Source organism: Nocardiopsis sp. TSRI0078 (assembly GCF_001905145.1).
Classification (GTDB): domain Bacteria; phylum Actinomycetota; class Actinomycetes; order Streptosporangiales; family Streptosporangiaceae; genus Nocardiopsis.
The window spans coordinates 284,485-309,329 of record NZ_LWLB01000035.1; the positions used below are offsets into that span (position 1 = coordinate 284,485).

At 70.3% G+C, this 24,845-nt stretch carries 25 protein-coding genes and 1 pseudogene; 11 read left to right on the forward strand and 15 right to left on the reverse strand.

Translation table 11 applies throughout. The features are described 5' to 3' along the window. Positions 1-79: 79 nt before the first annotated feature. The 5 genes and pseudogenes from A6A08_RS24215 to A6A08_RS24235 all read right to left on the reverse strand — a co-directional run bounded on the left by A6A08_RS24215 (position 80) and on the right by A6A08_RS24235 (position 7,473). Positions 80-994, reverse strand: a complete 915-nt coding sequence (locus A6A08_RS24215) for an ABC transporter substrate-binding protein (RefSeq protein WP_073705045.1) — start codon at positions 992-994, stop codon at positions 80-82. A 43-nt stretch (positions 995-1,037) separates the two neighbouring features. Next, a pseudogene (locus A6A08_RS24220) lies at positions 1,038-3,011 on the reverse strand (ABC transporter permease). Further along, the gene (locus tag A6A08_RS24225; RefSeq protein WP_073704939.1) at positions 3,004-4,194 is read right to left on the reverse strand and encodes a glycine betaine/L-proline ABC transporter ATP-binding protein; all 1,191 of its coding nucleotides are present in this window, start codon (positions 4,192-4,194) and stop codon (positions 3,004-3,006) included. Before A6A08_RS24225 ends, A6A08_RS24220 begins: the two are co-directional and overlap by 8 nt. Beyond that, complete coding sequence (locus A6A08_RS24230) at positions 4,194-5,762, reverse strand: GMC family oxidoreductase (protein ID WP_073704940.1); 1,569 nt, start codon at positions 5,760-5,762, stop codon at positions 4,194-4,196. The genes A6A08_RS24225 and A6A08_RS24230 overlap by 1 nt, the downstream gene beginning before the upstream one ends. Positions 5,763-5,946: 184 nt before the next feature. Next, entirely contained in the window at positions 5,947-7,473 is a 1,527-nt protein-coding gene (locus A6A08_RS24235) for an aldehyde dehydrogenase family protein (RefSeq protein ID WP_073704941.1), read from the reverse strand. Positions 7,474-7,807: 334 nt separating this feature from the next. On the opposite strand from A6A08_RS24235, the gene A6A08_RS24240 reads away from it, so the two are divergent. Then, positions 7,808-8,470, forward strand: a complete 663-nt coding sequence (locus A6A08_RS24240; RefSeq protein WP_073704942.1) for a class II aldolase/adducin family protein — start codon at positions 7,808-7,810, stop codon at positions 8,468-8,470. 45 nt (positions 8,471-8,515) lie between these two features. Here A6A08_RS24240 and A6A08_RS24245 read toward each other — a convergent pair whose 3' ends face one another. The 5 genes from A6A08_RS24245 to A6A08_RS24265 all read right to left on the reverse strand — a co-directional run bounded on the left by A6A08_RS24245 (position 8,516) and on the right by A6A08_RS24265 (position 11,761). After that, entirely contained in the window at positions 8,516-9,064 is a 549-nt protein-coding gene (locus A6A08_RS24245; RefSeq protein WP_073704943.1) for a hypothetical protein, read from the reverse strand. A 78-nt stretch (positions 9,065-9,142) separates the two neighbouring features. Further along, positions 9,143-9,736 (reverse strand): hypothetical protein, encoded by a 594-nt coding sequence (locus tag A6A08_RS24250; protein WP_083609254.1) that lies wholly within the window; start codon positions 9,734-9,736, stop codon positions 9,143-9,145. Positions 9,737-9,751: 15 nt separating this feature from the next. Next, positions 9,752-10,033 carry a helix-turn-helix transcriptional regulator gene (locus tag A6A08_RS24255; RefSeq protein ID WP_073704944.1) on the reverse strand — a complete coding sequence of 94 codons (282 nt, stop codon included), beginning with the start codon at positions 10,031-10,033 and terminating at the stop codon, positions 9,752-9,754. Further along, positions 10,023-10,880 carry an ABC transporter permease gene (locus tag A6A08_RS24260; protein ID WP_073704945.1) on the reverse strand — a complete coding sequence of 286 codons (858 nt, stop codon included), beginning with the start codon at positions 10,878-10,880 and terminating at the stop codon, positions 10,023-10,025. The genes A6A08_RS24255 and A6A08_RS24260 overlap by 11 nt, the downstream gene beginning before the upstream one ends. Further along, positions 10,877-11,761, reverse strand: a complete 885-nt coding sequence (locus A6A08_RS24265; protein WP_242422870.1) for an ABC transporter ATP-binding protein — start codon at positions 11,759-11,761, stop codon at positions 10,877-10,879. Before A6A08_RS24265 ends, A6A08_RS24260 begins: the two co-directional genes overlap by 4 nt. Before the next feature lie 443 nt (positions 11,762-12,204). Here A6A08_RS24265 and A6A08_RS24270 point away from each other — a divergent pair, with 443 nt between their 5' ends. Then, positions 12,205-12,612, forward strand: a complete 408-nt coding sequence (locus A6A08_RS24270; RefSeq protein ID WP_073704947.1) for a VOC family protein — start codon at positions 12,205-12,207, stop codon at positions 12,610-12,612. Positions 12,613-12,632: 20 nt separating this feature from the next. Here the strand turns inward: A6A08_RS24270 and A6A08_RS24275 are convergent, their stop codons facing one another. Beyond that, entirely contained in the window at positions 12,633-13,400 is a 768-nt protein-coding gene (locus A6A08_RS24275; protein WP_073704948.1) for an alpha/beta fold hydrolase, read from the reverse strand. Positions 13,401-13,565: 165 nt separating this feature from the next. On the opposite strand from A6A08_RS24275, the gene A6A08_RS24280 reads away from it, so the two are divergent. The 4 genes from A6A08_RS24280 to A6A08_RS24295 all read left to right on the forward strand — a co-directional run bounded on the left by A6A08_RS24280 (position 13,566) and on the right by A6A08_RS24295 (position 16,649). After that, entirely contained in the window at positions 13,566-14,093 is a 528-nt protein-coding gene (locus tag A6A08_RS24280; RefSeq protein ID WP_073704949.1) for a DinB family protein, read from the forward strand. A 544-nt stretch (positions 14,094-14,637) separates the two neighbouring features. Beyond that, a complete protein-coding gene (locus tag A6A08_RS24285) occupies positions 14,638-14,943 on the forward strand; it encodes a prevent-host-death family protein (protein WP_073704950.1) in 306 nt (101 codons plus the stop codon). After that, a complete protein-coding gene (locus A6A08_RS24290) occupies positions 14,943-15,461 on the forward strand; it encodes a type II toxin-antitoxin system RelE/ParE family toxin (protein ID WP_073704951.1) in 519 nt (172 codons plus the stop codon). Before A6A08_RS24285 ends, A6A08_RS24290 begins: the two co-directional genes overlap by 1 nt. Before the next feature lie 405 nt (positions 15,462-15,866). Further along, entirely contained in the window at positions 15,867-16,649 is a 783-nt protein-coding gene (locus A6A08_RS24295; RefSeq protein ID WP_073704952.1) for an SURF1 family protein, read from the forward strand. Here the strand turns inward: A6A08_RS24295 and A6A08_RS24300 are convergent. Next, positions 16,625-17,026 (reverse strand): DUF3817 domain-containing protein, encoded by a 402-nt coding sequence (locus tag A6A08_RS24300; RefSeq protein ID WP_083609256.1) that lies wholly within the window; start codon positions 17,024-17,026, stop codon positions 16,625-16,627. The genes A6A08_RS24295 and A6A08_RS24300 overlap by 25 nt on opposite strands. 168 nt (positions 17,027-17,194) lie before the next feature. Next, positions 17,195-18,706: a glycosyltransferase gene (locus tag A6A08_RS24305; protein WP_073704954.1), complete on the reverse strand. Its 1,512-nt coding sequence runs from the start codon at positions 18,704-18,706 to the stop codon at positions 17,195-17,197. A gap of 379 nt (positions 18,707-19,085) precedes the next feature. On the opposite strand from A6A08_RS24305, the gene A6A08_RS24310 reads away from it, so the two are divergent. The 3 genes from A6A08_RS24310 to A6A08_RS24320 all read left to right on the forward strand — a co-directional run bounded on the left by A6A08_RS24310 (position 19,086) and on the right by A6A08_RS24320 (position 21,720). Beyond that, a complete protein-coding gene (locus A6A08_RS24310) occupies positions 19,086-19,787 on the forward strand; it encodes a WbqC family protein (RefSeq protein ID WP_073705046.1) in 702 nt (233 codons plus the stop codon). A 99-nt stretch (positions 19,788-19,886) separates the two neighbouring features. Then, entirely contained in the window at positions 19,887-20,600 is a 714-nt protein-coding gene (locus tag A6A08_RS24315; protein WP_073704955.1) for a PIG-L deacetylase family protein, read from the forward strand. Between the two features lie 136 nt (positions 20,601-20,736). Further along, on the forward strand, positions 20,737-21,720 hold the full coding sequence (locus A6A08_RS24320; protein ID WP_073704956.1) for an NAD(P)-dependent oxidoreductase: 984 nt from the start codon (positions 20,737-20,739) through the stop codon (positions 21,718-21,720). Between the two features lie 350 nt (positions 21,721-22,070). Here A6A08_RS24320 and A6A08_RS24325 read toward each other — a convergent pair whose 3' ends face one another. Then, on the reverse strand, positions 22,071-22,445 hold the full coding sequence (locus A6A08_RS24325) for a DUF202 domain-containing protein (protein ID WP_073704957.1): 375 nt from the start codon (positions 22,443-22,445) through the stop codon (positions 22,071-22,073). Next, positions 22,442-22,792 carry a YidH family protein gene (locus tag A6A08_RS24330; RefSeq protein WP_073705047.1) on the reverse strand — a complete coding sequence of 117 codons (351 nt, stop codon included), beginning with the start codon at positions 22,790-22,792 and terminating at the stop codon, positions 22,442-22,444. The genes A6A08_RS24325 and A6A08_RS24330 overlap by 4 nt, the downstream gene beginning before the upstream one ends. A gap of 293 nt (positions 22,793-23,085) precedes the next feature. Between A6A08_RS24330 and trxA the strand changes: the two genes are divergently transcribed. Both trxA and pstB read left to right on the forward strand, forming a co-directional pair. Beyond that, positions 23,086-23,460: a thioredoxin gene (gene trxA, locus A6A08_RS24335; protein WP_073704958.1), complete on the forward strand. Its 375-nt coding sequence runs from the start codon at positions 23,086-23,088 to the stop codon at positions 23,458-23,460. Between the two features lie 454 nt (positions 23,461-23,914). Further along, a complete protein-coding gene (gene pstB, locus A6A08_RS24340) occupies positions 23,915-24,787 on the forward strand; it encodes a phosphate ABC transporter ATP-binding protein PstB (protein WP_073704959.1) in 873 nt (290 codons plus the stop codon). Positions 24,788-24,845: the final 58 nt, after the last annotated feature.

Below are 24,845 nucleotides of genomic sequence, written 5' to 3' on the forward strand. Positions count from 1 at the left end.
GGCCCGGCTCCGACACGCCGCCGGGCCGGGAGGACGCGCCTCCCGGCCCGGCGGACACAAGCGGGCGGACAACAGCGGCTCAGCGCTTCGCGGCGCCCTCGGGGAGCCAGTCCCGCCACACGTCCGGGTTCTCCCCCACCCAGGCCTCCGCGGCCTCGGTCGGGTCGAGCCCCTCGTCGGCGATCATCCTGGCCACCTGGTTCTGGTCCGCGTTGGTCCACGTCCAGTTGTCCAGGAACCGGTACGCGGGGCCGTTCTCCTCCACGAACCCGGCCCGGAAGACCTTGTTCAGGTCATAGACCGGGTAGTCGCAGGGCACGTGGTCCGGGTCGTCGGCGCACCCCGGCTCGTGGTCCGGGAAGTCGACCTTGACCAGGTCCAGCTCCTCCTGGAGCCACTGCGGGTCGTAGAAGTAGAAGAGCACCGGCTCCTCGTCGGCGTACCTCCGCCGGACCTCGGTGATCTGCGAGGCCTCCGAGCCGGCGTAGACGATCTCCAGGTCCAGGTCGAACGCGTTGATCATCCCCTGGTCCTGGGTGACGAACCCGGGCGCGCCGCCCAGGAACTCCCCCTTGTCGCCGGTCTCGGCGGTCCGGAAGATGTCGGTGTGCTCCCGCAGGCCCTCCATGGTGGTGATCTCCGGATACTCCTCGGCCACGTAGGCGGGAACGTACCAGCCGATCACGCCCTCGTTGCCGGTCGAGCCGCCGTCGACCACGGTGCCGTTGCCCTCGGGACCGTAGAGCTTCATGAGGTCCTCGTGACCCCAGTTCTCCACGATCACGTCGAGCGCGCCCTGGTCCAGCGCCTGCCACGACGGCTGTTCGTCGGTGCGGACCAACTGGACCTCGTAGCCCATCTCCTCGCGGAGGATGTACGCCAGCACCTCGGCGCCGGCCTCATAGCCCACCCAGCCGTTGACCGCCATCCGCACCGTGTCCGGGTCGCGCGCGACCTGGTCGGTGCGCACCGCGCACGAACTCACCATGACCATGGCCAGGCCCACGGCGAGCACCCTGGACAGGGAACCTCTCCACTCAGGCACGGGGTGCCCTCCTTCCCTGCGTCACACGGTCCAGGAACAGGCCCAGGCACACGATCGCCAGGCCCGAGGCCAGCCCCAGGCCGAGCTGGTTCTGCGCCAGGCCGACCACCACGTCGTTGCCCAGCGCGCCGGCGCCGACCAGCGCCCCGATGACCACCATGGACAGCACCAGGATGATCCCCTGGTTGACGGCCAGCAGGAGCGAGCCGCGCGCCATCGGAAGCTCCACCTTGGTGAGCAGCTGTCAACCGGTGGACCCCTGCGACCGCGCCGCCTCCAGGGTCGGCCGGGGCACGCCCCGGATCCCGTCGTCCACCAGCCGGATCACCGGCGGCAGGGCGAAGACCACCGCCGCCACCAGGGCCGGGACCCGGCCGATGGTGAACAGCGCCACCGCCGGGATCAGGTACACGAACGGCGGCAGGGTCTGCATGGCGTCCAGGACCGGCTTGAGGACCGCCGCGAGCAGGTCGCTCCGCGACATCACCACGCCGGCCAGCACGCCCAGCACGATGGTGACCAGGGAGGCCACGAGCACCTGCGACAGCGTGTCCATGGCGTTGGACCACACGCCCAGGAGGCCCACCGCGACCAGCGCGGCACCGGACACGGCGGCCGCGCGGGCCCCGGCGAAGATCCACCCCAGGGCCGCGGCGGCGAGCACCACCAGCCACCAGGGGGAGTCCGTCAGCAGGGTGGCGAGCGGGGCGAGCACGCCCTGCAGCAACCACGTGGCCAGCATCGCCGTGGTGGAGCCGACCGTCTCCTGAACCGCGCCGTACACGGCGTTCACCGGGTCGCTGAGGTCGACCGAGAGGTCGCGCGGCCAGCCGCGCACGCCCGCCAGGCGCGACGCCGCGGCCACCGCGGCCACCAGGGCGAGCGCGCCGCCCAGGAGCGGGAGGCGGTACCGCTCGGGGACGTCCGGCGTGCGCGCCCCGTGGCCCACCGCACCGGTCACCCGGTCCAGTGCGATGGCGAGCATGACGATCGCCAGGCCCGCCTGGAACGCCTGGCCGACGTTGACCTTGGAGAGCGCCTGGTAGATCGCGTCGCCCAGGCCGCCCGCGCCGATGACCGACGCGATCACGACCATGGACACGGCGAGCATGATCGTCTGGTTGACGCCCAGCAGGATGGTGCGCCTGGCCATCGGCAGCTGCACCTTGGTGAGGACCTGCCACGGCGTGGACCCCATCGACGTCGCCGCCTCGACCGCCCCCGAGGGCACCCCGCGGATGGCCAGGGCGGTGATCCGCACGGCGGGCGGGATGGCGTACACGGCCGTCACCACGGCGGCCGCCGGGTTGCCGATGCCGAACAGCAGCACGAACGGCAGCAGGTAGGCGAACGCGGGCATGATCTGCATGAGGTCCAGCACCGGGCGGACGGCCCGGTGGAAGCCCTCGCTGCGTCCGGCGAGGATGCCCAGCGGGATGCCGACCAGCAGGGCGATGAGGACCGCCGTGATGATCAGCGACAGCGTCGTCATCGACGCGTTCCACAGCCCGCTCAGCGCGAACACGGCGAAGGTGGAGAGCACCAGGAGCGCCACGCGCCACCCGGCGGCCCGCCATGCGGCGAGCACGCCGAGGAGGGTCACGCCGGGCCAGGTGAGGAGGTCGAGGAACCGGTCGACCAGCACGACGGCCGACCCCAGTCCCACCGAGACGTAGTTGAAGAAGTACAGGAACAGGGGGCTGTCGTTGCGGTTGGCGACGATCCACGCGTAGACGGTGTCGAGCCAGGCCATGAACCGGTCGCCGACGAGGGTCGGGAAGCCGCCCGCCCAGGAGGGGTGGCCCAGGAGCCGGCTCGCCCAGTAGCCGGCCACGATCAGCGCGACCACGAGCAGCGCCTGTACCCACGTGTGGCGCAGGGGATTCCCTGCGCCACTTCGATCGGCCCGTTCACCGGTTCCCGAGGGGGAGGTGACGGGTTGGGTTGTCAGGGTCATGTCACGCATCACTCCCGGCCGGGGCCGGAGCGGAGCCGCCGGCGTCGCCGGAGGAGTGGGCGGCCGCGGCCTCGGACAGGACCTCCGCTGCCTCCTCCTCGATGGCGGCGACCGCGGCGGCGTTGTCCAGCTGGTCCTCGGCGATGGCGCGCAGCACGTCGTCGCGGCCCACGTAGCCCAGGAGGGTGTCGCCCTCCACGACGCGCACGGGCGCGGTGCTCGCCGCGAGCATCGGCAGCACCTCCGCCAACACGGTGCCGGGCGCGGTGACCGGGCCGTCCGTGCGCTCGTCCGGGTACGGCTCGCGCACCAGCCACCGGGCGGTGAGCACGGTGGTGCGGGCCACGTCGGAGGTGAAGTCGGCGACGTAGGCGTTGGCCGGGCGGCCCACCACCTCCTCCGGGGTGCCCACCTGCACGATCTCCCCGTCGCGCATGATGGCGATGCGGTCGCCCAGCTTGAGGGCCTCCTGCAGGTCGTGGGTGATGAACACCGACGTCTTCCTCAGCTCGCGCTGCAGGCGGCTGACCTCGCTTTGCATGTCGCGGCGGATCAGGGGGTCCAGGGCGCTGAACGGCTCGTCGAACAGCAGCACCTCCGGATCCACGGCGAGCGCGCGGGCCAGGCCGACCCGCTGCTGCATGCCGCCGGACAACTCGCCGGGCCGGGAGTCCTCGTACCCGCCGAGGCCCACCATCTCGATCATCTCGCGGGCCCGCGCGTAGCGCTCGGAGCGCTGCGTCCCGCGCACCTCCAGCCCGTAGGCCACGTTGTCGATGATCCTCCGGTCGGGCAGCAGGCCGAAGTGCTGGAAGACCATGGCCATCTTGCGGCGGCGCAGCTCGCGCAGCCGCTGGGGGGTGGCCTCGCCGATGTCCTCGCCGTCGAGCAGCACCTGTCCGGCGGTCGGCTCGATCAGACGGGTCAGGCACCGGATCAGCGTGGACTTGCCGGACCCGGACAGGCCCATGACCACGAAGATCTCCCCCGGGCGCACGTCGAAGGACACGTCGCGCACCGCCACGGTGCACCCGGTCTCCTTCTTGACGCGCTCCCGGTCGGCCCCCTCCAGCTCGGTGCCGACGACCTTGTCGGCGTTCCTGCCGAAGACCTTCCACAGGTTGCGGACCGAGAAGGTGACGTCGGAGGAGGCCTCACGCGTGTGGGCGGCCTCGGTCGCCAGTGTGCTCATCAGGTGTTCTCCGGGGTCAGGGCGTCCTGGCGGACGAGGTCCGCGGCGCGCTCGCCGAGGGCCAGGACCGTGACCATGGGGTTGGGGGTGGGCAGGGTCGGGAACACCGACGCGTCGGCGACGCGCAGGCCGCGCAGGCCGCGCACGCGCAGCCGGGGGTCGACCACGGCGGTGTCGTCGTCGGCGGCGCCCATCTTGCAGGTGCCCGCCGGGTGGTAGACGGTGTGGGCGGCCCGGCGACCGTACTCCGACAGCTCCTCGTCGCTCTGGACGCCGGGACCGGGAGCGACCTCGCGCTTGATCCAGGACTTGAACGGCTCGGTGGCGGCGACCTCGCGGGCGATCTTCAGCCCGTCCACGATCGTCTTCTCGTCGTGGCCGTCGAGGTCGGTGAAGTACCGGAAGTCCAGCGCGGGCTTGGCCTGCGGGTCGCTGCTGGTGAGGGAGAGCTTGCCGAGCGAGCGCGAACGGGGGATGTTCGGTGTCATGCACACCGCGTACCCGTCGGGCGGGGAGTCGTAGCCCAGCCGCTTCGTGTTGTCGTCGAAGGGGATCTGGTAGATATGGAACATCAGGTCCGGGCGCGGATCGCTCTCGTCGCGCCGCACGAACAGGGCCGCGTCGGAGTCCATCACGGTGTTCTGCGGGACCGGCCTGCTGGTCTCCCACATGATGATCGACTCGGGGTGGTCGAGCAGGTTCTCCCCCACACCGGGCAGGTCGTGGCGGGGCTCGATGCCCACCTCGCGCAGCTCCTCGGCGTTGCCGATCCCGGAGAGCATGAGCAGCCGGGGGGAGTCCACGGCACCCGCGGACAGGATCACCTCGCGCCGGGCGTTGACCGTGACGCGTGTGCCGTCCTTGGCCGTGGCGCTGACGCCGGTGGCGCGGTCGCCGTCGAGGAGCACCCGGTCGACCCAGGTCTCCAGCATGACGGTGAGGTTGTCGCGCACGTCCATGATCGGGTGCAGGTAGGCCACCGAGGCCGAGGAGCGGTGACCGGTGTAGGGGTCGTAGGAGATGGACAGGAAGCCCGCCCCGTCCGCGAAGCCGCCGCCGTGGGAGGTCAGGGCGTTGAAGTCCTCCACCACGGGGACGCCCGCCGCCTCCGCGGCCGAGGACACCCAGTCCTTGACCATCGCGTTGCGGTCCTTCTCGGCGACCGGGACGATGTTGCACTTGATCCGGTCGGCGTAGGACTGCACGGTGGCGTTGTCCCAGCCCTCGGCGCCCATCGCGACCCAGTCGTCCATGTCCTCGGCGAAGGGCCGGAAGCTGATCAGCGTGTTGTGCGAGGAGCACCCGCCGAGCACGCGGGCCCGGGAGTGCAGGATGTTGGAGTTGCCGCGCGGCTGCTCGACGGTGGTGTAGCCGTAGTCGAGCTCGCCGTCCAGGACGCTCAGCCAGTCGCGCAGGCGAAGCACGTGCTCCAGGTCGCGGTCGTCGGGGCCGCCCTCGATCAGGCACACGGTGGTGCCGGGGTCCTCGGTGAGCCGGTTGGCGATCACCGATCCGGCGGTACCGCCGCCGACGATCACGTAGTCGTAGGTGCTCTCGGTTGGAGCCACGGTCCGATTCCTCTCGTTGTCTCTGACCAGGGGGATACCGGGGGGAGACCGACCTGTGTTGGGTTCTCTTCTCGTGCGGGCCGTGGACGTCGCCACGGGTCGCCCGGCGGTGCGGAGGACGGATCCGCACCGCCGGGCGCTCGGTGCCCCGGTCCGCCCGGGGCGGTCCGGGACGGGTGCCGTGTCAGCCGAACCAGCGCTGTGGCTCGGGCGCCAGGTTGCGGTAGATGTGCTTGGCCTCGCGGTACTCGTCCAGGCCCTGCATCCCCAGCTCGCGGCCGATGCCGCTCTGGCCGAAGCCGCCCCACTCGGCGCCCGGGAAGTAGGGGCCGAAGTCGTTGATCCAGATGGTGCCGTGGCGCAGGGCCGCCGCGACCCGCTCGCCCCGGGCCGTGTCGTTGGTCCACACACCGCCGGAGAGGCCGTAGTCGGTGTCGTTGCCCAACTCGATCGCCTGCTCCTCGGTCTCGAACCGCTCCACGGTCACGACCGGGCCGAAGACCTCGGTCTGGACGATGTCCATGGAGCGCTCGCAGTCGACGAACACGGTGGGCCGGTAGAAGTAGCCCTGGGCGAGGGCCGGGTCGTCGGGCCGCTTGCCCCCGGCGATGATCCGGGCGCCCTCCTCGACTCCGCGCGCGACGGCGGCCTCCACCTTGGCGCGGTGCTCGGCCGACACCAGCGGGCCGCAGCGCACGCCCTCCTCCTGGCCGCGGCCGATGCGGATGGCCTCGGCGCGGCGAGCGAGCTCGGTGGTGAAGGCGTCGTGGATGTCGTTGTGCACGATGAGCCGGGCGCCGGCCGAGCACACCTGGCCGGAGTGGAAGAACGCGGCGATGAGCGCGTAGTCCACCGCGGTGTCCAGGTCCACGTCCGGGAAGACGATGTTGGGGTTCTTGCCGCCGAGCTCCAGGGCGATCTTCTTGACCGTCTCGGAGGCCGCCGACATGATCCGCCTGCCGGTGGCCAGTCCGCCGGTGAAGGAGATCAGGTCCACGTCGGGGTGCTCGGACAGCGGGGCGCCCGCGTCGGGGCCGCTGCCCAGGACCAGGTTGACCACGCCCGCCGGGATGCCCGCCTCGGCGGTGAGCTCGACGAGCTTGGCGGTGGTGACGGGGGTGATCTCGCTGGGCTTGACCACCATGGTGTTGCCCGCCGCCAGGGCCGGGGCCATCTTCCAGGCGAGCTGGAGCAGCGGGTAGTTCCAGGGCGTGATCATGCCGCAGACGCCGACGGGCTCGTGGACCACCTTGCTCTGCACGCCCTCGGGGGCGGACACGAGGCGGCCCGCGTCCTTTCCGGCCAGACCCGAGTAGTAGCGGAAGACGTTGGTGACGTCGTCGACGTCGATCCCGCCCTCCTCGATGGTCTTACCGGTGTCGAGGGACTCCATGACCGCGATCTCCTCGCGGTCGCGCTGGAGGAGGTCGGCGATGCGTCCGACGAGCTGACCGCGCTCCTCGTCGGAGATGCGGCGCCAGTCCCCCTCGTCGAAGGCGCGCCGGGCGGCGGCGATGGCGTCCTCGGTGTCGGCTCGGCCGCCCTCGCTGACGATGGTCAGGACGGAGGCGTCCGCGGGGTCCAGGATCTCCCGGACGCGGCCGTTGCGGGCCGCCCTCCACTCGCCGTCGATGTACAGGCTGGTAGCGGTGGCCGACCCCGGTTCCGACAGGTACGGCACGGTCGGCAAGGTTACGTAGGGCTCGTTCACGGGTCCGGTTTGCCCAAGATCATTAGTCACAAACAGCCTCGTCTCATAAGACGCATAAGTCACAGTTTCCCCATGCCACGCCCTGTCCTGGAGAAACGCTCGGCCGCGACGGGGCTCTTCCGCGGCACTCCCCGCGTCACACCTGGGACATGACTACTCCGCGTAGCGCACGGACCGGCCCGGAACATCCCGGCCTGGGGAAGACGAGGAAGAGAATTTGACGTACATTGAGGTGTACCTAAGTAGTTGAGGCATACCTAAGCAGGTTCGTCCGGACTCCCGCGTGACCGCACGGAACCACCGCCCCAGGACCGCTCCCACCGCTTGAGGAAGCATGCTGCTCGAACAGGAACGCCGGGACGTCTGCCTGACCGCCCGGGCCCTCGCCGCGGGCGCCGGTACCGCCCCGGGCGAGTCGGGAACCGTGAGCGTCCGCAACGGCGACCTGGTGGTCGTCACGCCGCACGGTGTCGCCCTCGACCGGATCCAGCCCGCCGACTGCCCGGTGATGTCGCTCGACGACCGGGTGCTCGAAGGGCGGCGCGACCCCGCGGCCGAGGCCACCCTGCACATCGCCGTGCACCGCCTGGCCGCCGGGCACGGGCGCGACGTCACCGCCGTGGTGAACGCCTTCACCGCCGACACGGTCGCGGTGTCCTCGGTCCTGGCCGAGCTGCCCCCGATCCACCACCGCGCCGCCGCCCTGGGCGGGGCGGTCACCGTGACCCCCTACACCACCTACGGCACGGGGGAGATCGCCGACCACGCGGTCAAGGCGCTCAAGGGACGCGACGCCGCGCTGCTCGCCGACCACGGGGGCCTGGCCCTGGGCCGGAGCCTGGGGCACGCGCTGGAGAACCTGCGGCTGCTGGACTGGCTCAGCGCCGCCTACCTGAGGGCCCGCCAGATCGGCGAGCCCCGCGTGCTGTCCGAGGACGAGCTGGCCCGGGTCCGCGAGCGCGACACCCACGGCTGGGCGGGCCCGGACATCTTCTGACGTCCGGCGCGGGCGGAGAGGACCCTGGCTGCGGATCCCGTCCCCTCACACCTGCTCGTCCTCGTCGTCGAGGACCTCGTCCGGGCGGGTCCAGGCCAGGTAGCAGGCCGGAAAGGCCGCATGGCACAGGGTCGTGAGGATCACCAGCGGTGCCAGCACGGCCAGCACGGCGTGCGTGCTCGCCTCCTGCGAGGTGAGCCACCCACCGAAACCGCAGACGATCCCGATGAGCAGGCCCAGCAGGACCATGGTCACGTGATGGCCCAGGCGGGCGGCGTGGTCCGCCTCGGCGCGCTGGAACTCGTCCAGCCCCTCGTAACCGGCCACCCAGCGCGCGGCGATGTTGATCTGCGTGGCGGTCACGGCCGAGCCCGCGATCATCAGGACGAAGGCCCCCAGCCACACCAGGGAGGCGGGCGGCTCGGCGAGGATCGCGGCCGCGAAGGCCGCCGCCCCCGCGAGCGTGACGAGCGTGAGCACGACCACCGCCTGGCGGCGGCGGGACCGCGCGGCCCAGAAGCGGCGGCGGCGCGGGTCCTCGACGAGGGCCCGGAGGCGTTCCTGCTTCTTCGATCCGGGCTTGCTGACGAACATGGTGCTGTTCCTTCGGTTCGGGGTGGCTGCGGGCCGTGTGGGAAAGGGCTCGGCGGAGGGATCCGGCTCTTCCGGTCGTCAGAACTGCTCTTCGTCGGGAACCTCGTCCGGCTGGGTCCAGGCCAGGTAGAGGGCGGGGATCGAGGTGTGCGCCATGATGATCACCCACAGCACGGGCATGAACAGTTCCCTGGGGAAGGACACGGACTCGGGCGACGGGCCCTCCAGCACGGCGAACACGAGGAACACCGCCAGCATGAGGCCCGCCGTCACGTGGTGGCCGATCCGTGTGGCCCTGTTCAGCTCGGCGCGCTGGCGCTCGTCCAGTCTCCGGTAGCGGGAGTTCGCCCCGGTGGCCCGGCCCAACTGCGTCGTGACCACCAGCATCACGGCCACCAGCACGAGGAGGACCGGCAGCAGGACGGTGGTCATCAGCGTCGTGCCGGGGTTGAAGTTGATGACGCCCATGAGCACCGTGGCGGCCAGTATGGCCAGCGCGTTCAGGGACGCGTAGACACGCCGTCGGCCCCGGGAGGCCCGGAGCCTGCGAAGTCCCGGGCTCTCCTGGGGCCCGCGGAATCCCGGGCTGCCCGCGTTCGGGCGGGAGGCGCGTTCGGCATCCTCACGGATCTGGGTGGAGCGCAGTTTCGGGAGGATTCTGGACAGGTCCATGAGGACTCCTTCGGGTCACTGGCCGATGCGGGGGAAGGGCTCGGTGGAGAAGACGACCTCCACCGGGACCTCGAAGTAGCGCGCGATACGCAGCGCCAGGTGGAGGCTGGGGCTGTACTCGCCCCGCTCCAGGTAGCCGACCGTCTGGTAGTGCACCCCCAGGGCCTCGGCCAGCTGGCGCCGGGACACGTTCCGCTCGGCCCGCAGCATCGCGATCCGGTTGTAGATGGCCTCGCCGCCCCCGGCCGCCGCCCTCGGGCGGCGGCCGGCCGCGCTCCTGCCGTTCTCAGTAGCCACGCTTCATCGCCTTCTCCCGGGCCGCCTGGACCCTCGACCCCGACTCGCGCCGGGCCATCCGCCGCAGCACCCACTGGGCGAGGGCGAACCCGGCCAGCGCCCACAGTGCCAGAACCCCGGCCACCTGCGGCAGCTGCCAGGTCCCGGTCAGTTCGAGGGAGGCGTAGTCGGCGGGCAGCAGCGCGGCGCGCACCCCCAGGCCGATCCAGTAGACGGGGAAGAACCGTGCGGCGGTCTGGATCCAGTCGGCCATGAACGTGATGGGCAGCATGACGCCCGAGGTCATCACCAGCCCCAGCACGGGAACCATGATCAGACCCACACCAGTGCGCGGGTTGGACAGGGTGGCGCCGAGGATCGCGCCGATGGGAGCCAGGGCCAGCATCGTGAGCACGAACACCCACAGCAGGGTGAGCGTCCCGCTCACACCCCGCAGGACGAACCCGTCGACGAACAGAAGTCCCGGCACCACCATCAGCACCAGGGCCACCGTCGACATGGTCAGGATGTGCCAGACCTTGCCGACCCCGTAGCCGAGCATGCCGTGCGGTGTGGCCCTGGCCCGCAGCAGCGTCCCGTCCTCGCGCTCGGTGCCGAGCACCTGGGCGACCGTGGTCACGCCCAGCATGACCAGCTGGAGGGTGACCCCGGCGGCCATCATCACCGTGCCGGTGGAGACGCCGGTCCCCTCCACCGGTTCACGGCCGAGGAAGACGGCGATGGCGATGAAGACGGCCGGCATCATCAGGTAGCCCCCGAGGAGCTCCTGGGCGTTGGTGAAGGACCCCCGGAACTCGACCCATCCCCGGGAGAGTCCCGCTCTTACGGCGTTGGCCCTGGCGTTCATCGGATCTCCTTCGTGAACTCGGCGGCGGCCGTCTCGGCGTCCCCGGACTCGTGGCGCTGGACCATGGCCATGTACACGTCCTCCAGCGAGGGGCGGGTGACCTTCAGGTCGGTGACGCCGTCGCCGTGCTCCGCGTACAGCTCGGCGACGTGGCGGGCGGGGCTGTCGGTGCTGTGGACGTGCCGACGTCCCCCGACACTCCAGACGACCTCGCTCTCCCGGGCCACCAGGGAGGCGAGGTGGTCGGCGCTGCCGTCGGCGACGATCACGCCGCCCGCGAGGATGAGGATGCGGTCGGCCAGCTTCTCGGCCTCGTCCAGGTCATGGGTGGTCAGCAGGACGGTGGTGTCGTCCTCGTCGGCGAGCCGGTGCACCAGTTCGTGGAAGCCGCGGCGGGCCACCGGGTCGAACCCGGCGGTGGGCTCGTCGAGGAAGAGCAGCTCGGGGCGGCCGACGACGCCCAGGGCCACGTCCACGCGGCGGCGCTGGCCTCCGGAGAGCTCGCGGACCCTCTTGTGCGCGTGCTCGGTGAGGCCGACGGTCTCCAGGAGCGCGTCGGTGTCGTGGGGGCGCGGGCGCCCGGGCTCGGAGAAGGGCGCGTGGAACCGGCCGAAGTGACGGACCAGCTCCCGGACCCTCCAGGCGCCGTGGTCGCGCCAGGACTGCAGGACCACGCCGATCCGGGAGCGCCACGCCTCACCGCCGTGCTCGGGGTCGCTCCCCAGCACCTCCACCTCGCCGGCGGAGCGCCTGCGGAACCCCTCCAGGATCTCGACGGTGGTGGTCTTGCCCGCTCCGTTGGGGCCGAGGAGGGCGACCACCTCGCCGCGCCGGGCGGTGAGGTCCACACCCCGAAGGACCTCGGCGGCGCCGTAGTTCATCCGCAGGCCGCGGACGCTGAGCACGGTCTCCTCCGGCGTCCCCGAGGCCTGGGCGTTCGCCCTGGCTGTCGTCCGGACCGCTGAATCCCTCACATCAGCCCTCCTTCTCGTCTCTGCTCTACTGCCATTGATAGTACATGTACTACATCATAGAGAACAGAGGATACATAAAAGCAGAGGTGCACTACGACATGCCGCAGAACGACTGCCCCGCCTGGAGGGACACGGCTCAGGGAGCATGCGAGAGGGGACGGCCGGTGGGAGAGGATGGCCTCTTCCGGCCACACGGCGCCGCTTCTCCCGGACCACCCGCGACGGAGGTCGCGGGTTTCGGACACGGCACCGCGGACAGATGACAGATCGAGCGCGGATACCCGAGCCGTCCGCGGACCCCGAGGCGAGACAATGAGTCGGACGGCGACACCGATCGGCAGGAGGCCCCCATGCGCTGCACCAACATCAGACTCCTCGTCAACGACTACGAGGCCTGTTTCCACTTCTACTCGGAGGTCCTCAAGCTCCCCCTGCTGCGGGGCGACGAGAACAGCCGCTACGCCGAGTTCGACGTGGACTCGGGGACACGGCTGGCCATCAACCAGCGCGAGGTGATGGCCGAGGCGCTGGAGACCGACACGGCCGACCCCGAACTCCCCCACCAGGACCGGCTCGCGGTGATCTTCGAGGTGGACGACGTGGACGCCACGGCCGCCAAGCTGGTCGCGGACGGCGCCCGCCAGGTGATGGAGCCGCGGGACTGGACGGCCTGGGGTATCCGCGCGGCCCACTTCCGCGACCCCGACGGCTACCTGCTGGAGATCAACTGCCCCCTGCTCCCCGTGGCCGCGGTCTGATCCCCGGCCTCACAGCCTCCTCACCGGACCACGTGCTCCACCAGGAGCTCGTTCACCCGGTCCGCCCGCTCCACCCCGAGAAGGTGCGCGGCTCCCGGGACCACCTCGAAGCGGGATCCGGAGATCCCGTCCGCCAGCCTGCGGCCGTAGCCGGGCGGCAGCAGCGGGTCGTGGGCGGCCGACGCCACCAGGGTCGGCACCCGCACCGAGGCGACCAGGTGCCTCTGGTCCATCCCCGCGATCGCGTCGCACACCGAGGCGAAGCCGTCCGGATCGAGCCCGCCGAAGTCCTCGGTGAACCTGGCCGCCACCTCCGGGCGCTGTTCACCCATGTCCGGGGTGAACCAGGGCCGCACCACGTCGGCGGCCACCGAGTCGAGGCCCGACGCGCGCACCCGCGAGGCGACGTGGCCCCACCGGTGCGTCCGGGGCGTGCGGGACGCCGCCGAGAGCAGCGCGAGGCGGTCCAGGGTGCGCGGCGAGTTGGCGGCGATCCACAGCAGCAGCGAGCCACCGAACCCGGCACCGACCGCGGAGACCCTGGTGAGGCCCTGCGAGTCCAGCAGACCGAGCAGGTCCAGGGCGAGTTCCTCGACGGTGTAGGGGCCCGGCGGCGCCGGGGAGGAGCCGTGGCCGCGGTGGTTGACCCGCAGGACCCTGCGGGTGCGCGTGAGTTCGGGCATCTGCGGTTCCCAGACCGACATCGTGGTGCCGACGGGCGGTACGAGCAGCACGACGGGCGCGTGCGCGGGTCCGTCGAACCGGTGCTGGAGCGCAATCAAGGTCATGGAACCTCCGAGTCGCCAGAACGCCAGGCTATCGGCCGTCCCCTCACTGAAGTCTCAAGGATTCCCCTGCTTCCCGTCGAGTGGAGGACAGAACCTGACCGCCTTGCTTCCTAGAGTTCCACCACCGAGTCGGACACGAAGAAGGCGGTGGCCATCATGGCGGCGATGACGGAGAACACGGTCCTGGACGCCGAGCGCACGTCCTTCCTGCGGGTTCTGGAGGAGCAGCGCGACTTCCTGCGCTTCACCCTCAAGGGCCTGGACGACGAGCAGGCCGCGAGGCGCACCACGGTGAGCGAACTGACCCTCGGCGGGCTGGTCAAACACGTGACGCAGGTCGAGCGCAACTGGATCCGCTTCATCCGGGAGGGGGCGCTGCACGACGCCGAGACCGCCTACGAGGACCCGGCCTCGTGGGAGGAGCAGGCGAAGAGCTTCCGGCTGATCGGCGACGAGACCCTGGCCGGCGTCCTGGAGGACTACGAGCGGGCCGCCGGGGAGACCGACCGGTTCGTCGCGCAGCTGCCCGACCTGGAGGTCGGCCGGCGGCTGCCGAAGGCGCCGTGGTTCCCCGAGGACACCTCGTGGTCCGCGCGCGACGTGCTGCTGCACCTCATCCGCGAGACCGCGCAGCACTGCGGCCACGCCGACATCCTGCGCGAGGCCCTGGACGGCCAGAAGACCATGGGCTGACGCGCCGACGGCCCGCGCGGAGCCGGCCTGCGTGGTGTGCGTGGGCACCGGTGTCCACGCACACCACGCAGGCCGGGGACACGAGGAGGGCGGCATGGACGAGGAGCCTCCGCTCCCGGGGCCGGTACCGTACGCGGTGCGACACCGGTGGTCCGTGGCGCTGGAGCACTTCGCCGATCTGGCGCGGCAGTGGGACCACGAGGATGGGCGGGAGCAGCGCGCGGCCGACAAGCTTCCATGGCCCGGGCCGGGTCCGGGAACGGCGACGGGGGCGCTCCCGCTGACCATGGGAACGCCCCCGCCTACGAGGTGGCGAGGGTCGCCTCCGCGCTCTGTGTCGACAGCGGAACCAGGAACATCCTGGTGCCACCAGGCGCAGGTGGGGACGGGTGGCGGAACTCCCCAGTTACATCCGGGGGCGTTCCGGGACACCCCGAAACTCGGACGGCAGTATCACGACGGGCATCAGCGGCGGGGCGTCCGAACCGTTCCCGGCACAGGCGCACCCGTCGCCAATCTGTATAGTTTTCTATACAGTTGGGGTATGGCGATTCTTGAGCACACCCAGGAGATCAGCGTCACCGATGCGGCCAGACGTGGCGTCGCGGGCATCGTCCACGACGCGGAGCAGGGCACCGAGGTCATCGTGACCCGCCGACACGAGCCGGTCGCGGCCGTGGTCGCGTTCGCCCGGCTCGCGGAACTGGAGCAGGCGGAAGCGGATCTGAGGGATCTCGCCCTGGTCATGGCTCGGGAGCTCACGGACAGTGGACGACGTACCTCCATGGACGACGTACTGGCCGCCTTCGGGCACAGCCGTGCCTCACTCGAAGAACTCCCCGAGGACTGATGGCCGAGATCACCTTCACCGACGCCGCCCTCGACGACCTGCGGCGGCTCGGCCCCGACGCCGTGCCCAAGGTCCTCAAGAAGGTCCTTCTCCTGGAGGAGAACCCAGAGGCCGGATACCCCCTGGGCGGCGAACTCACGGGGTTTCGCAAACTGGTCGTCGGACGCAACACCTGGCGTGTCGTGTACCGCGTCACCGACGAGAAACGTGTGGAGATCTGCGAGGTCTGGGCCGTCGGAGCGCGAGCGGACGCCCAGGTCTACGCTGAGGCCTCCCGGCGAGCCCGGGCAGCCTCGAAGGACACCCCCGCCGCCCAGAAGCTCGCGGTCGTCATCGAGCACCTCGGCAAACCAGCGGAGAGGGTGGCGCATGAATCGCCACCCACGAGAGAACCCGTCCCAGACTGGTTGGCCGAACGTCTGGTCCACACCGTCGGCGTGCCCCCTGAGGAGGTGGCCGCCCTCGATCTGGAACAGGCCGTGGACCTCTGGGCCGACTTCCGATCCCGACCGCGCTGACCCCGCACTCCGCCCCCGGTGTCCAAACGCGTCCCAGCGACGCGGAACTCCCCGGGAACGGCGACGGGGGCGCTCCCACCGACCAGTGGGAACGCCCCCGCCTACGAGGTGGCGAGGGTCGCCTCCGCATCCCCCCTCAAAGTACGGAAGCGACCCTCGCGCTGGGAAGCGGCCGGCGACTCCTCCCCCCTGGAGTCGCGGCCTTGAAGGCCTGCCGCGGAATCGACCCTGTCGTTCCGCGTTGGTAGAGACACTACCCACCCCACCTCCCAAGAACAACCCTGAGTCACAGGAAACTACTTAAAGTGATCACCATTCCTTGGCAGGTGCGGGACCAAGGACATGTGGTCAGCGTCAATCAGGGGTCATGACGGTGCGCTCGGAGGCCGCGCATAGCCTGGTCCGGTGAGATCACCACTCCTCAGCCCCCGGTGGCTCGGTATCCACCTGCTGGTGGTGCTGGTCGCCACCGTCTGCGCCGCCGGAACCTCGTGGCAGTTCGTCCGGGCCTTCGAGCCCGACCGGGAGGTCATCACCAACCCGGTCGAGGACCTCGCCGGAGCCGTGCCCCTCTCGGACCTGCTGGAGCCGGGCGAGTACATGCACCCGGACTTCTTCGCCAACAACGCCGTCGAGGCCACGGGCCGCTACGACGCCGAGGCCCAGCTGCTGGTGCCCCGGGTCGCCGACGGCGTGCGCGGACACGACGTCATCGTCCCCCTCGTCACCGGTGAGGGCACCGCCGTCACGGTGAACCGGGGCTGGGCCGAGGAGGGCCAGGACATCCCGCCCGTCCCCGAGGGCGAGGTCACCGCCACCGGATGGCTGCTGCCGCCGGTGAAGGCCGAGGGGATCGTGCCCGTCGAGGTCTCCGAGGGCCAGGTCGAGCGCATCGCCCCGTCCCTGCTGGTCAACGAGTGGGACTACCGCCTCTACGAGGGCTACGTCATCCTGCCCGGGCAGGACCCGGCCACCGCCTCGCTCACCCCGGCGCCACCGCCCGAGCCGCCCACGGAGGTGAGGATCAACTGGCGCAGCCTCAGCTACACGGTGCAGTGGGCGATGTTCGGTGTCTCCGGCGTGGCCTTCTGGATCCTCCTGATGCGCCGGGAACTCAAAGAGGCCCGCTCCCGGCGGGAGGGGGCCTCAGGGGAGGGGGAGGATCAGCCGGCGGTCGCGGGCTCCTGAGCCCGTCCGGCCTCCCCGGCCTGCTCGGACCGGACGATCCGGTTCTCGACCACGAACCCGACCACGGGGACCGTGCCCGCGAGCGCCACTCCCAGCGTGCGCGCGGCGCTCCAGCGGCGGTCCAGGGCCACCCACAGCACCACGAACACGTACGCCATGTAGATGTAGCCGTGCGGCATCGCGATGAACAGCATGAGCGGCGACTCGGGGCCGAACCAGTGCTCCATGCCCTGGGGCGCGCCCACCAGGGAGAACCGGGCGGTCTCCCCGATCAGGTACTTGGCGGGCATGGCCACGAAGGTCAGGCCCAGCAGGAAGATCCCGGTCACGTACGCGAGCACCCGGTACAACGCGAACGACACACGCCTCTTGTCCACGGCTGATCCACACCCCATCCGACGACTGTGTCCCGCCGCGGTCGTCGCGTGTCGCGGTCCGCGCGCGGGCGAGATCAGCCTAAACGCTGTCCGGCCCCGCGGACGCCCGGGGTGGGCGGGGCCGGACGATCTCACATCCACGCAGGTGGGATCACCTCCCGGACGGGCTCACCCGCCCGAGACGCGGTCGGGGCTGCTCCACCGGCCGTCGGACTCGGTGGTCCACGCGCGGGGGATCATCCGCAGCGCGAGGTAGGCGTCCACCAGCCGGATCGGGAAGAAGAGCAGTCCGTAGAGCAGGTAGGACGGCCGCCTCCGGATCGCCGCCATCAGGCAGGTGAGCATGTAGTCCGGGATGAACAGGCCGATGCCGATCGCCAGCAGAGGCAGCAGGGCCGTCACCGCGGCGAAGGCCTCGCCGAAGAACGGCAGGCTCAGGAACGGGTCGCCGCCGACCGTCCCGGCGAGGACGAACAGCCCGACCACCGTGGTGGCCAGCAGCACCACGGAGACCAGCACGACCTCCAGGATGTACAGCGACAGGCACACCCAGAACAGGCTCGGCCACACCCGGTGCCGCCGGATGGTCTGCCAGAAGCCCAGCGTCCACCGGCTGACCTGCCTGTAGTAGTCCCGGAAGGTGAAGGGGTCCTGGCTGTAGGCCTTGGTGTCGGGGTTCATCGAGACACGCCCGAGGCGCTTGTGGTGCACCTCGAAGGTCATGTTGAAGTCCTCGATCACCAGCCCCTTGGGGTTGACGTCGATCTGCTTCAGCGCCTCGCTGCGGTAGACGCTGGCGAAGCCCGGCACGATGAAGGCCGTGTTGGCGTGGCGCCAGGTCTGCCCGAAGCGCATGAGGTACTGGAGCATGAAGTACAGGCGGTCGCGGTAGGCGGAGATCGTCCGGCCGACGAAGGTCCGCTGGCGCGGCTTCCACTCCGAGACCACGAAGCCCGCGACGGCCGCCACCGACGGGTCGGCCAGTTGCCGCCTGGCCCCCTCGACGTACCCGGGGTCGAGCTCGGTGTCGGCGTCCAGGATGAGGACGCCGTCGTAGTCGTCGGTCAGCGCGAACTCCTCCAGGACCGCCTCGATGGCCCCGGCCTTGCCGCGGTTGGTGAGGAGTTCGAGGACGTTCACGCCGGTCCTGGCCGCGATCGCGGCGGTGGAGTCCTTGGAGGAGTCCGACACCACGTAGATGTCCCAGCGCTCGAACAGCCCCATCGCCGAGGAGATGGCCTTGCCGATGACGGGCTCCTCGTTGTGCGCCGGGATGACGACGGCCAGGGAGGCGGCCCCGGGGCCGGCGCCCTCCGGCCGCTCCGCCGGGGCCCGGGCGGACTCCCCCGCGGAGGCGTCGGCCCCCCGTTGCGCGGGGGCGGTGCCCGCGCCGACCAGGACGCGGCCGTCCACCCTCCTCCCGACGGCACGGCGCCCGGACCCGCGCGGCCGGACCACGGCGCGCACCGAGTCCTCACCCAGGCGCACGAGCCCGATGACGGTCCACAGGAGCAGGTTGGCGCCGAAGGCCAGCCACAGGAACGCGTAGCCGAGGGCGCCCAGGCCCGAGGCCGCGGCCATGTCCGTCGCGAAGCCGAACCAGTAGACGAAGAGTGCGACGGCCAGGGCCAGGGCGATCAGCCCCGTCAGCAGGCCACCGATGAAACGAGCGGTACGCACAGCGCTAGGACCTCTCCGAAGTTCTCGATTTCGGACCGGCATTAACCCACAAAGCCGGTGTTAGATTGACGCCTTACGACACCGAGAGGTTCACCCGGTTTCACGTCCTATGTAGGCCACGCAAATCGTATGCACGAGCTTGCGTGAGGTGGTACCCATAAGAAGACATTTGTGAGCTGGAAACGCGGAGCGACACCGGTTTACCCCGGAACGTACACGTCCCGGGAAAATCCGCACAAAGTGACCTACGGAGAGAAGGGGAATGCTTGACATGAGCGGCGTACTTTCATCCTCGTCGCCCGATCGTTCCGGGGGCTCCGGGGGCTCCGTGCCTGGGAGCCGCACCGCCACGACCGGCGAGGAGGACGCCGGAGCCACGGTGGCCCTCCATCAGCCGCACTACCTGCCATGGCTCGGACTTTTGGACAAGATTGACCGTTCCGACCGTTTCGTGATGCTGGATAATGTCCAGTTCGAGAGGCGCGGGTGGCAGAACCGAAACTATGTGGCAGGAAGCGGAGACCCCGTCCTGCTCACCGTTCCGGTCGTCCAGGGCAGCCGGAACGACCGCATACGGGACAAGGTCGTTGACAACAGTCAGAAATGGAAGTCAAGACACTACAAGGCACTCGCGGAACACTGTTACCGCAAGTCCCCGTACTGGAAGGATTACCGCGACGAGATCGCCCACCTGTACGAGCGGGAGTGGGAAGGTCTCGCTGACCTGGCCATAGCGACGACACGCCTGCTGATGCGAGGGTTCGGCATCGACACCCCGCTCCTGCTCGCCAGTGAGATGGGGGACTTCCCGGGGCACAAGAGCGAACTCCTCGCCCAGATCTGCGCCAAGGCGGGGGCCACCACCATGCTCTCCGGTGACGGGGCGAGGGACTACCTGGATCCCGAGGTCCTGCGCCGCTACGGGATCGACGTCGAGTGGCAGGACTTCCGGCACCCGGTGTACCCGCAACACGCACGCGGCCCGGGCGACTTCGTGCCCCGCCTGTCGGCGATCGACCTTCTTCTCAACACCGGACCGGAGGCGCTGCACGTGCTCCGGCAGGCGAGAACCCGGAACTGACCCGGACGGGTCCGCGACACTTCCGCGCCACCGGGCGCGACCCCGCTCCCCAGGTCCTGGCAACCATCGATCGCCTTCGAGGCAAAGGACGGAGACCGCATGAGGACGGACTGGTCACAGGAACGCATACTGGTGTACGCACCCCACCCCGACGACGAGATGCTCGGCTGCGGCGGCCTCATCAGCAAGGCCAAGGCCGCGGGTGCCGAGGTCTTCGTCCAGTTCATCACGGTCGGGGACACCGCCGACCTGTCTCCCAAGGGCTTCTCCACCGCGGAGGAGCGCTACGCGGAGATCAAGAAGGTCGCCGACCACTTCCGCTGGGACGACTGGCACATGGCCTTCCCCGGCGACCAGTACCACCTGCGGCTCGACTCCGCCGCCCGGGTGGACCTCACCCAGCTGATCGAGCGCGAGAGCCCGCTGGCGATCGAGCGGGTCCGTCCCACCGTGGTGCTCGCGCCGCACCGTGCCAGCTACAACCAGGACCACCAGGCCACGGCCGAGGCCGTGCACACCGCCCTGCGCCCGTCCAACGCCGCGCTGCGCCACCACCCGCGGCTGGTGCTGGCCTACGAGGAGGCCGCCGACCACTGGCGCACCGAGCCTCTGTGTCCGCCCAACCTCATCGTCGAGCTGAGCGAGGAGCAGATGGCCGACAAGCTCCACGGCATGAAGCTGTACGGATCGCAGTGCCACCGGCACCCGCACACGCGTTCCGAACTCACCCTGCGCAGCCTCGCCGTCCTGCGGGGCATGCAGGCCGGGGTCGCGCTCGGAGAGGGCTTCCACGTACTGCGCTGCCTGGCCTGACCGCTCCGGGACCACCGTGTCCCGGCGCACCGCTCCCGTCTCGGCACGCGGCCCGCCGGCCGCGCACGAGCCCGTCACAGCAACACGAGCCCGTCCAGCGAAGAAGACAGAGGGACACCGTAGTGGAGGGGAAACCATGAAAGCTGTAGTCACTGGTGGAGCCGGTTTCATCGGCTCGCACCTGTGCGACCACCTCGTCGCCCGAGGCCATCAGGTCACCGTCCTGGACGACCTGTCGACCGGTTCCCCCGAGAACCTGGCCCAAGCGCGGAGCTCACCCGGATTCCGTTTCGTGGAAGGAGACGTTCTGGACCGCGACCTGGTCGACTCCCTGGTCGCGGAGGCGGACACCGTGTTCCACCTGGCCGCGGCCGTGGGCGTGTACAACATCGTCGACAACCCGCTGCGCTCCCTGCGGATCAACCTGCACGGGACCGAGAACGTGGTGGAGTCGGCCGTGGCGCACCGGGTGCCCTACATGGTCGCCTCGACCAGCGAGGTCTACGGCAAGAACGACGCCAACGGCCTCAAGGAGGGCGACGACCGCGTCTACGGCCCGGCCACCAAGAGCCGCTGGTCCTACGCCGCGGCGAAGAGCCTGGACGAACTGGTGGCCTACGTGCACGGCGTCGAGTCCGGCGTGCCGTGCGTCATCACCCGCTTCTTCAACGTGGTCGGCCCCCGGCAGACGGGCCGCTACGGGATGGTCGTGCCCCGCTTCGTCGAGCAGGCGATGTCGGGCGAGCCCATCACCGTGTACGGCACGGGCACGCAGCGCCGCTGCTTCGGTTCGGTGTTCGACGTGGTGCCCGCGCTCCTGGAGCTGATGGACACCCCGGAGGCCTACAACCAGGCCGTCAACCTCGGCGGACACGAGGAGGTCTCCATCAAGGGCCTCGCCGACCGGGTCGTGGAGCTGACCGGGGCCAGGAGCCCGATCACCTTCATCGACTACGAGGAGGCCTACGGCGAGGGCTACGAGGACATGCAGCGCCGCTACCCGGACACGTCGTTGGCCGCACGGCTGATCGGGTACCGGCCCGAGCGCGACCTCAACGACATCATCCGGTCGATCGTGGAGCACCGCCGCGCGGCGGGCACGGTCCCCGAACCAGTGTGAGACGAGCCGCGGTCCGGCCCGGGCGCCCTCTCCGCCTCGGCTGGTCCACACGACACGTGAACGGACGGGTACCGGGGACGGATCCCGCCCCTTCCCGCGGAAGGGGTGGCCGCACGCCCCGGGACACGGTGCGTCCCGCGCCCGCCGAGGGCAACCGCACCGGGTACCCGGCCACAGAGCCCGACAAGGGCATAGGACCCGTCGGACACACCACCTGTCCGGTGGAGCGGCTCCCCCTGTGACGACTCCCCCGTCCCCCTGCGACCAGGCCACCGCCCCAGAACACGGTGGCAGGGGAACACGGCGGCGCGGGCCCGGCCCGAAGGCGCCGCGGAACCCGTTCCCCGCCCTCAGAGCCCCAGAAGCACCGTCAGCACCAGAACGCCGCTGAGGACGAGCACGCCCACGCACAGGACCGCCATCGCCCACGGGCGCGCCAGGCACATCGGCGGCCTCCCCGTCTCCGGAACGCGCGTACCGTGCTCGCTAGCGCGCCACCGAAGCCACAGGTGCACCCCCAGTACCAGCCCCAGGGCCAACAGCACGGCCATCATCGCCACGCGCACCACCATGGGCGCTTCCGGAACGTCGCTGCTGCTGGGCACCAACGAACCGCGCAGGAACAGCAGCCCCACCACGACCATCAGGGCGATCGTGCGCTGCCAGGCCAGCAGCGTGCGCTCGGGCTGCAGTCCGAGATCGTCGCGCTCGACGGGGGAGATCACAGCAGATTCCCCAGCAGCACCAGGGCACACACCAGTCCGACGGCGAAGGTGGTGACCACCGGCAGCAGGCTCATCTTCAGGGCTCCGCCCCGGCTCATGATCTGCTGTACGCGGTACCAGCGCAGCGGGGCGTAGACGGCGATGACCCCGGCCAGCGCCGCCAGCACCAGGCCGACCGCGGTGCGCGGCCCCTCGGACCAGCCGAGCGGGAGCAGGTGCAGGACGGCGACGGCACCGGCGAGGATGGCCAGCGCGGTACGGATCCAGGCCAGGAAGGTGCGCTCGTTGGCGAGGGTGAAACGGTAGTCGACGTAGCGCTTCGGCCCCGGCGTGTCGTCCGGGCGCATCTCGGAACCCAACCCCTCACCCCTCTCACCAGGGAAGTCGCGTGCTCGGCCCCGCCGGATCCGGAGGGGCCCGCCATGTCGGACACGTACCCTTTCGACCCTAGTCACCTCCCGCTTTTCCTCCCAAACAGGTATGTAGAGCGTGCCGGGGAGGAGAACGACCGGCCGATCGACACGGTCCGCGGCCCGTGGGACGCATGCGGAACAAACGAGTGGGCACGACCGCTGTAGTCACGAGAGATGGCGGTTGGCCGACGGTCGACACCAACCAACGAACAGATACAGGAGACCACGTGCCCACGGTCGAGCTCACCAAGGACAACTTCGCGGAAACGCTGAAGGACAACGACTTCGTCCTCATCGACTTCTGGGCGGACTGGTGCGGTCCCTGCCGGCAGTTCGCCCCGGTGTTCGAGACCTCCTCGGAGAAGCACAGCGACATCGTGCACGCCAAGGTGGACACCGAGGCCCAGCGCGAGCTGGCCTCCGAGTTCAAGATCCAGTCCATCCCGACCCTGATGATCGTGCGCGAGCGCACCGTCATCTACAACGAGCCCGGTGCTCTGCCCTCCGAAGCGCTGGAGAGCCTGATCACCCAGGCCCGGGAGCTGGACATGGACGAGGTCCGCCAGAAGATCGACGAGCAGAGCGGTGACTCCCAGGAGTAGGTCCGCGTCCCGAGTGCCCCGCACACCCCGCCGCGGCGGGGTGTGCGGGGCACTCGTGCGTCCGGGGCCGGACGCACGGACACCGGCCCCGTAGCCCGCTCCGGCGAGGAGCGCGAAACCCAACCGAACGGGACGTAAGGTCACCAACGGGTTCGGACCCGGTCACCTGTCCGGCCGCCCCTTCCCTTCCCTGCTGGGAGGGGCCGGGGAGGTTCCCGGGCGGTCTGGTCGGCACCGGCACGGGACGGCACATCCCCTTCCGACCTCCTTCGGTGACGGGAGGAACACGCCCGGCGCGCACGGGTCCTCCGAGTTCACCGCCCACGTTCACCTCGGTCACGGGGTTCGTTCACCCGCGCTTCATGCGGACATATTTGCATGGGTTCGACCGCGCTCCGCGGCTCCGGCCGCTCCTCTTCTTCGCGCATGCACGTTCCGACCCGGAAGTGGCCCCATGTCTGTCAGCAACACCGCCTCCCCTCGCGGCACCGAGACCGGTCGCGGCGTCGCCCCCGACACCGTCCGGTACAACCGCGAGGTCCCCGGCCTCGGCGACCCCGTCTTCGACGTCTCCGGACTCTCCATCTACTACGGCGACAACAAGGCCGTACGCGACGTGAACCTGAAGGTGGGCCCCCGTCAGATCACCGCGATGATCGGCCCCTCCGGATGCGGCAAGAGCACCGTCCTGCGCACCCTCAACCGCATGAACGACCTCATCCCCGGTGCTCGCATCGAGGGCAGGGTGACCTACCACGGCGAGGACCTGTACGCCCCCGAGGTGGACCCCATCGAGGTGCGCCGCCGGATCGGCATGGTCTTCCAGAAGCCCAACCCGTTCCCCAAGTCGATCTACGACAACGTGGCCTACGGCCCGAAGATCAACGGTGTCCGCGGCAACATGGACGACCTGGTCGAGGAGACGCTGACCAAGGCCGCCCTGTGGGACGAGGTCAAGGACAAGCTCAAGGAGAGCGCGTTCGCCCTGTCCGGCGGTCAGCAGCAGCGGCTCTGCATCGCGCGCACCATCGCGGTCAACCCCGAGGTGATCCTGATGGACGAGCCGTGCTCGGCGCTCGACCCCATCGCGACCCTCAAGATCGAGGACCTGATGTACGAGCTGGCCAGCGAGTACACCATCGTCATCGTCACCCACAACATGCAGCAGGCGGCGCGCGTGTCCGACCGCACGGCGTTCTTCACCGCCGGTGTGGACGACTCGGGTGAGCGCTACGGCAGCCTGGTGGAGTTCGACGAGACCGCGACGATCTTCAGCAAGCCCTCCGACCAGAGGACCGAGGACTATATCAGCGGCCGCTTCGGCTAAACCGCCACCGGCTCGCCCCGCTGACCAGGTGTGGCCGCTGATGGTGGGGCCGCTTCGG

Bases quoted from the DNA above. Each gene is read 5' to 3' on its own strand.
- A6A08_RS24215 (WP_073705045.1), bottom strand. From the start codon at position 994: ATGGTCATGGTGAGTTCGTGCGCGGTGCGCACCGACCAGGTCGCGCGC.
- A6A08_RS24225 (WP_073704939.1), bottom strand. From the start codon at position 4,194: ATGAGCACACTGGCGACCGAGGCCGCCCACACGCGTGAGGCCTCCTCC.
- A6A08_RS24240 (WP_073704942.1), top strand. From the start codon at position 7,808: ATGCTGCTCGAACAGGAACGCCGGGACGTCTGCCTGACCGCCCGGGCC.
- A6A08_RS24245 (WP_073704943.1), bottom strand. From the start codon at position 9,064: ATGTTCGTCAGCAAGCCCGGATCGAAGAAGCAGGAACGCCTCCGGGCC.
- A6A08_RS24250 (WP_083609254.1), bottom strand. From the start codon at position 9,736: ATGGACCTGTCCAGAATCCTCCCGAAACTGCGCTCCACCCAGATCCGT.
- A6A08_RS24260 (WP_073704945.1), bottom strand. From the start codon at position 10,880: ATGAACGCCAGGGCCAACGCCGTAAGAGCGGGACTCTCCCGGGGATGG.
- A6A08_RS24265 (WP_242422870.1), bottom strand. From the start codon at position 11,761: ATGAACTACGGCGCCGCCGAGGTCCTTCGGGGTGTGGACCTCACCGCC.
- A6A08_RS24270 (WP_073704947.1), top strand. From the start codon at position 12,205: ATGCGCTGCACCAACATCAGACTCCTCGTCAACGACTACGAGGCCTGT.
- A6A08_RS24275 (WP_073704948.1), bottom strand. From the start codon at position 13,400: ATGACCTTGATTGCGCTCCAGCACCGGTTCGACGGACCCGCGCACGCG.
- A6A08_RS24280 (WP_073704949.1), top strand. From the start codon at position 13,566: ATGACGGAGAACACGGTCCTGGACGCCGAGCGCACGTCCTTCCTGCGG.
- A6A08_RS24285 (WP_073704950.1), top strand. From the start codon at position 14,638: ATGGCGATTCTTGAGCACACCCAGGAGATCAGCGTCACCGATGCGGCC.
- A6A08_RS24290 (WP_073704951.1), top strand. From the start codon at position 14,943: ATGGCCGAGATCACCTTCACCGACGCCGCCCTCGACGACCTGCGGCGG.
- A6A08_RS24315 (WP_073704955.1), top strand. From the start codon at position 19,887: ATGAGGACGGACTGGTCACAGGAACGCATACTGGTGTACGCACCCCAC.
- A6A08_RS24320 (WP_073704956.1), top strand. From the start codon at position 20,737: ATGAAAGCTGTAGTCACTGGTGGAGCCGGTTTCATCGGCTCGCACCTG.
- A6A08_RS24330 (WP_073705047.1), bottom strand. From the start codon at position 22,792: ATGCGCCCGGACGACACGCCGGGGCCGAAGCGCTACGTCGACTACCGT.
- pstB (WP_073704959.1), top strand. From the start codon at position 23,915: ATGTCTGTCAGCAACACCGCCTCCCCTCGCGGCACCGAGACCGGTCGC.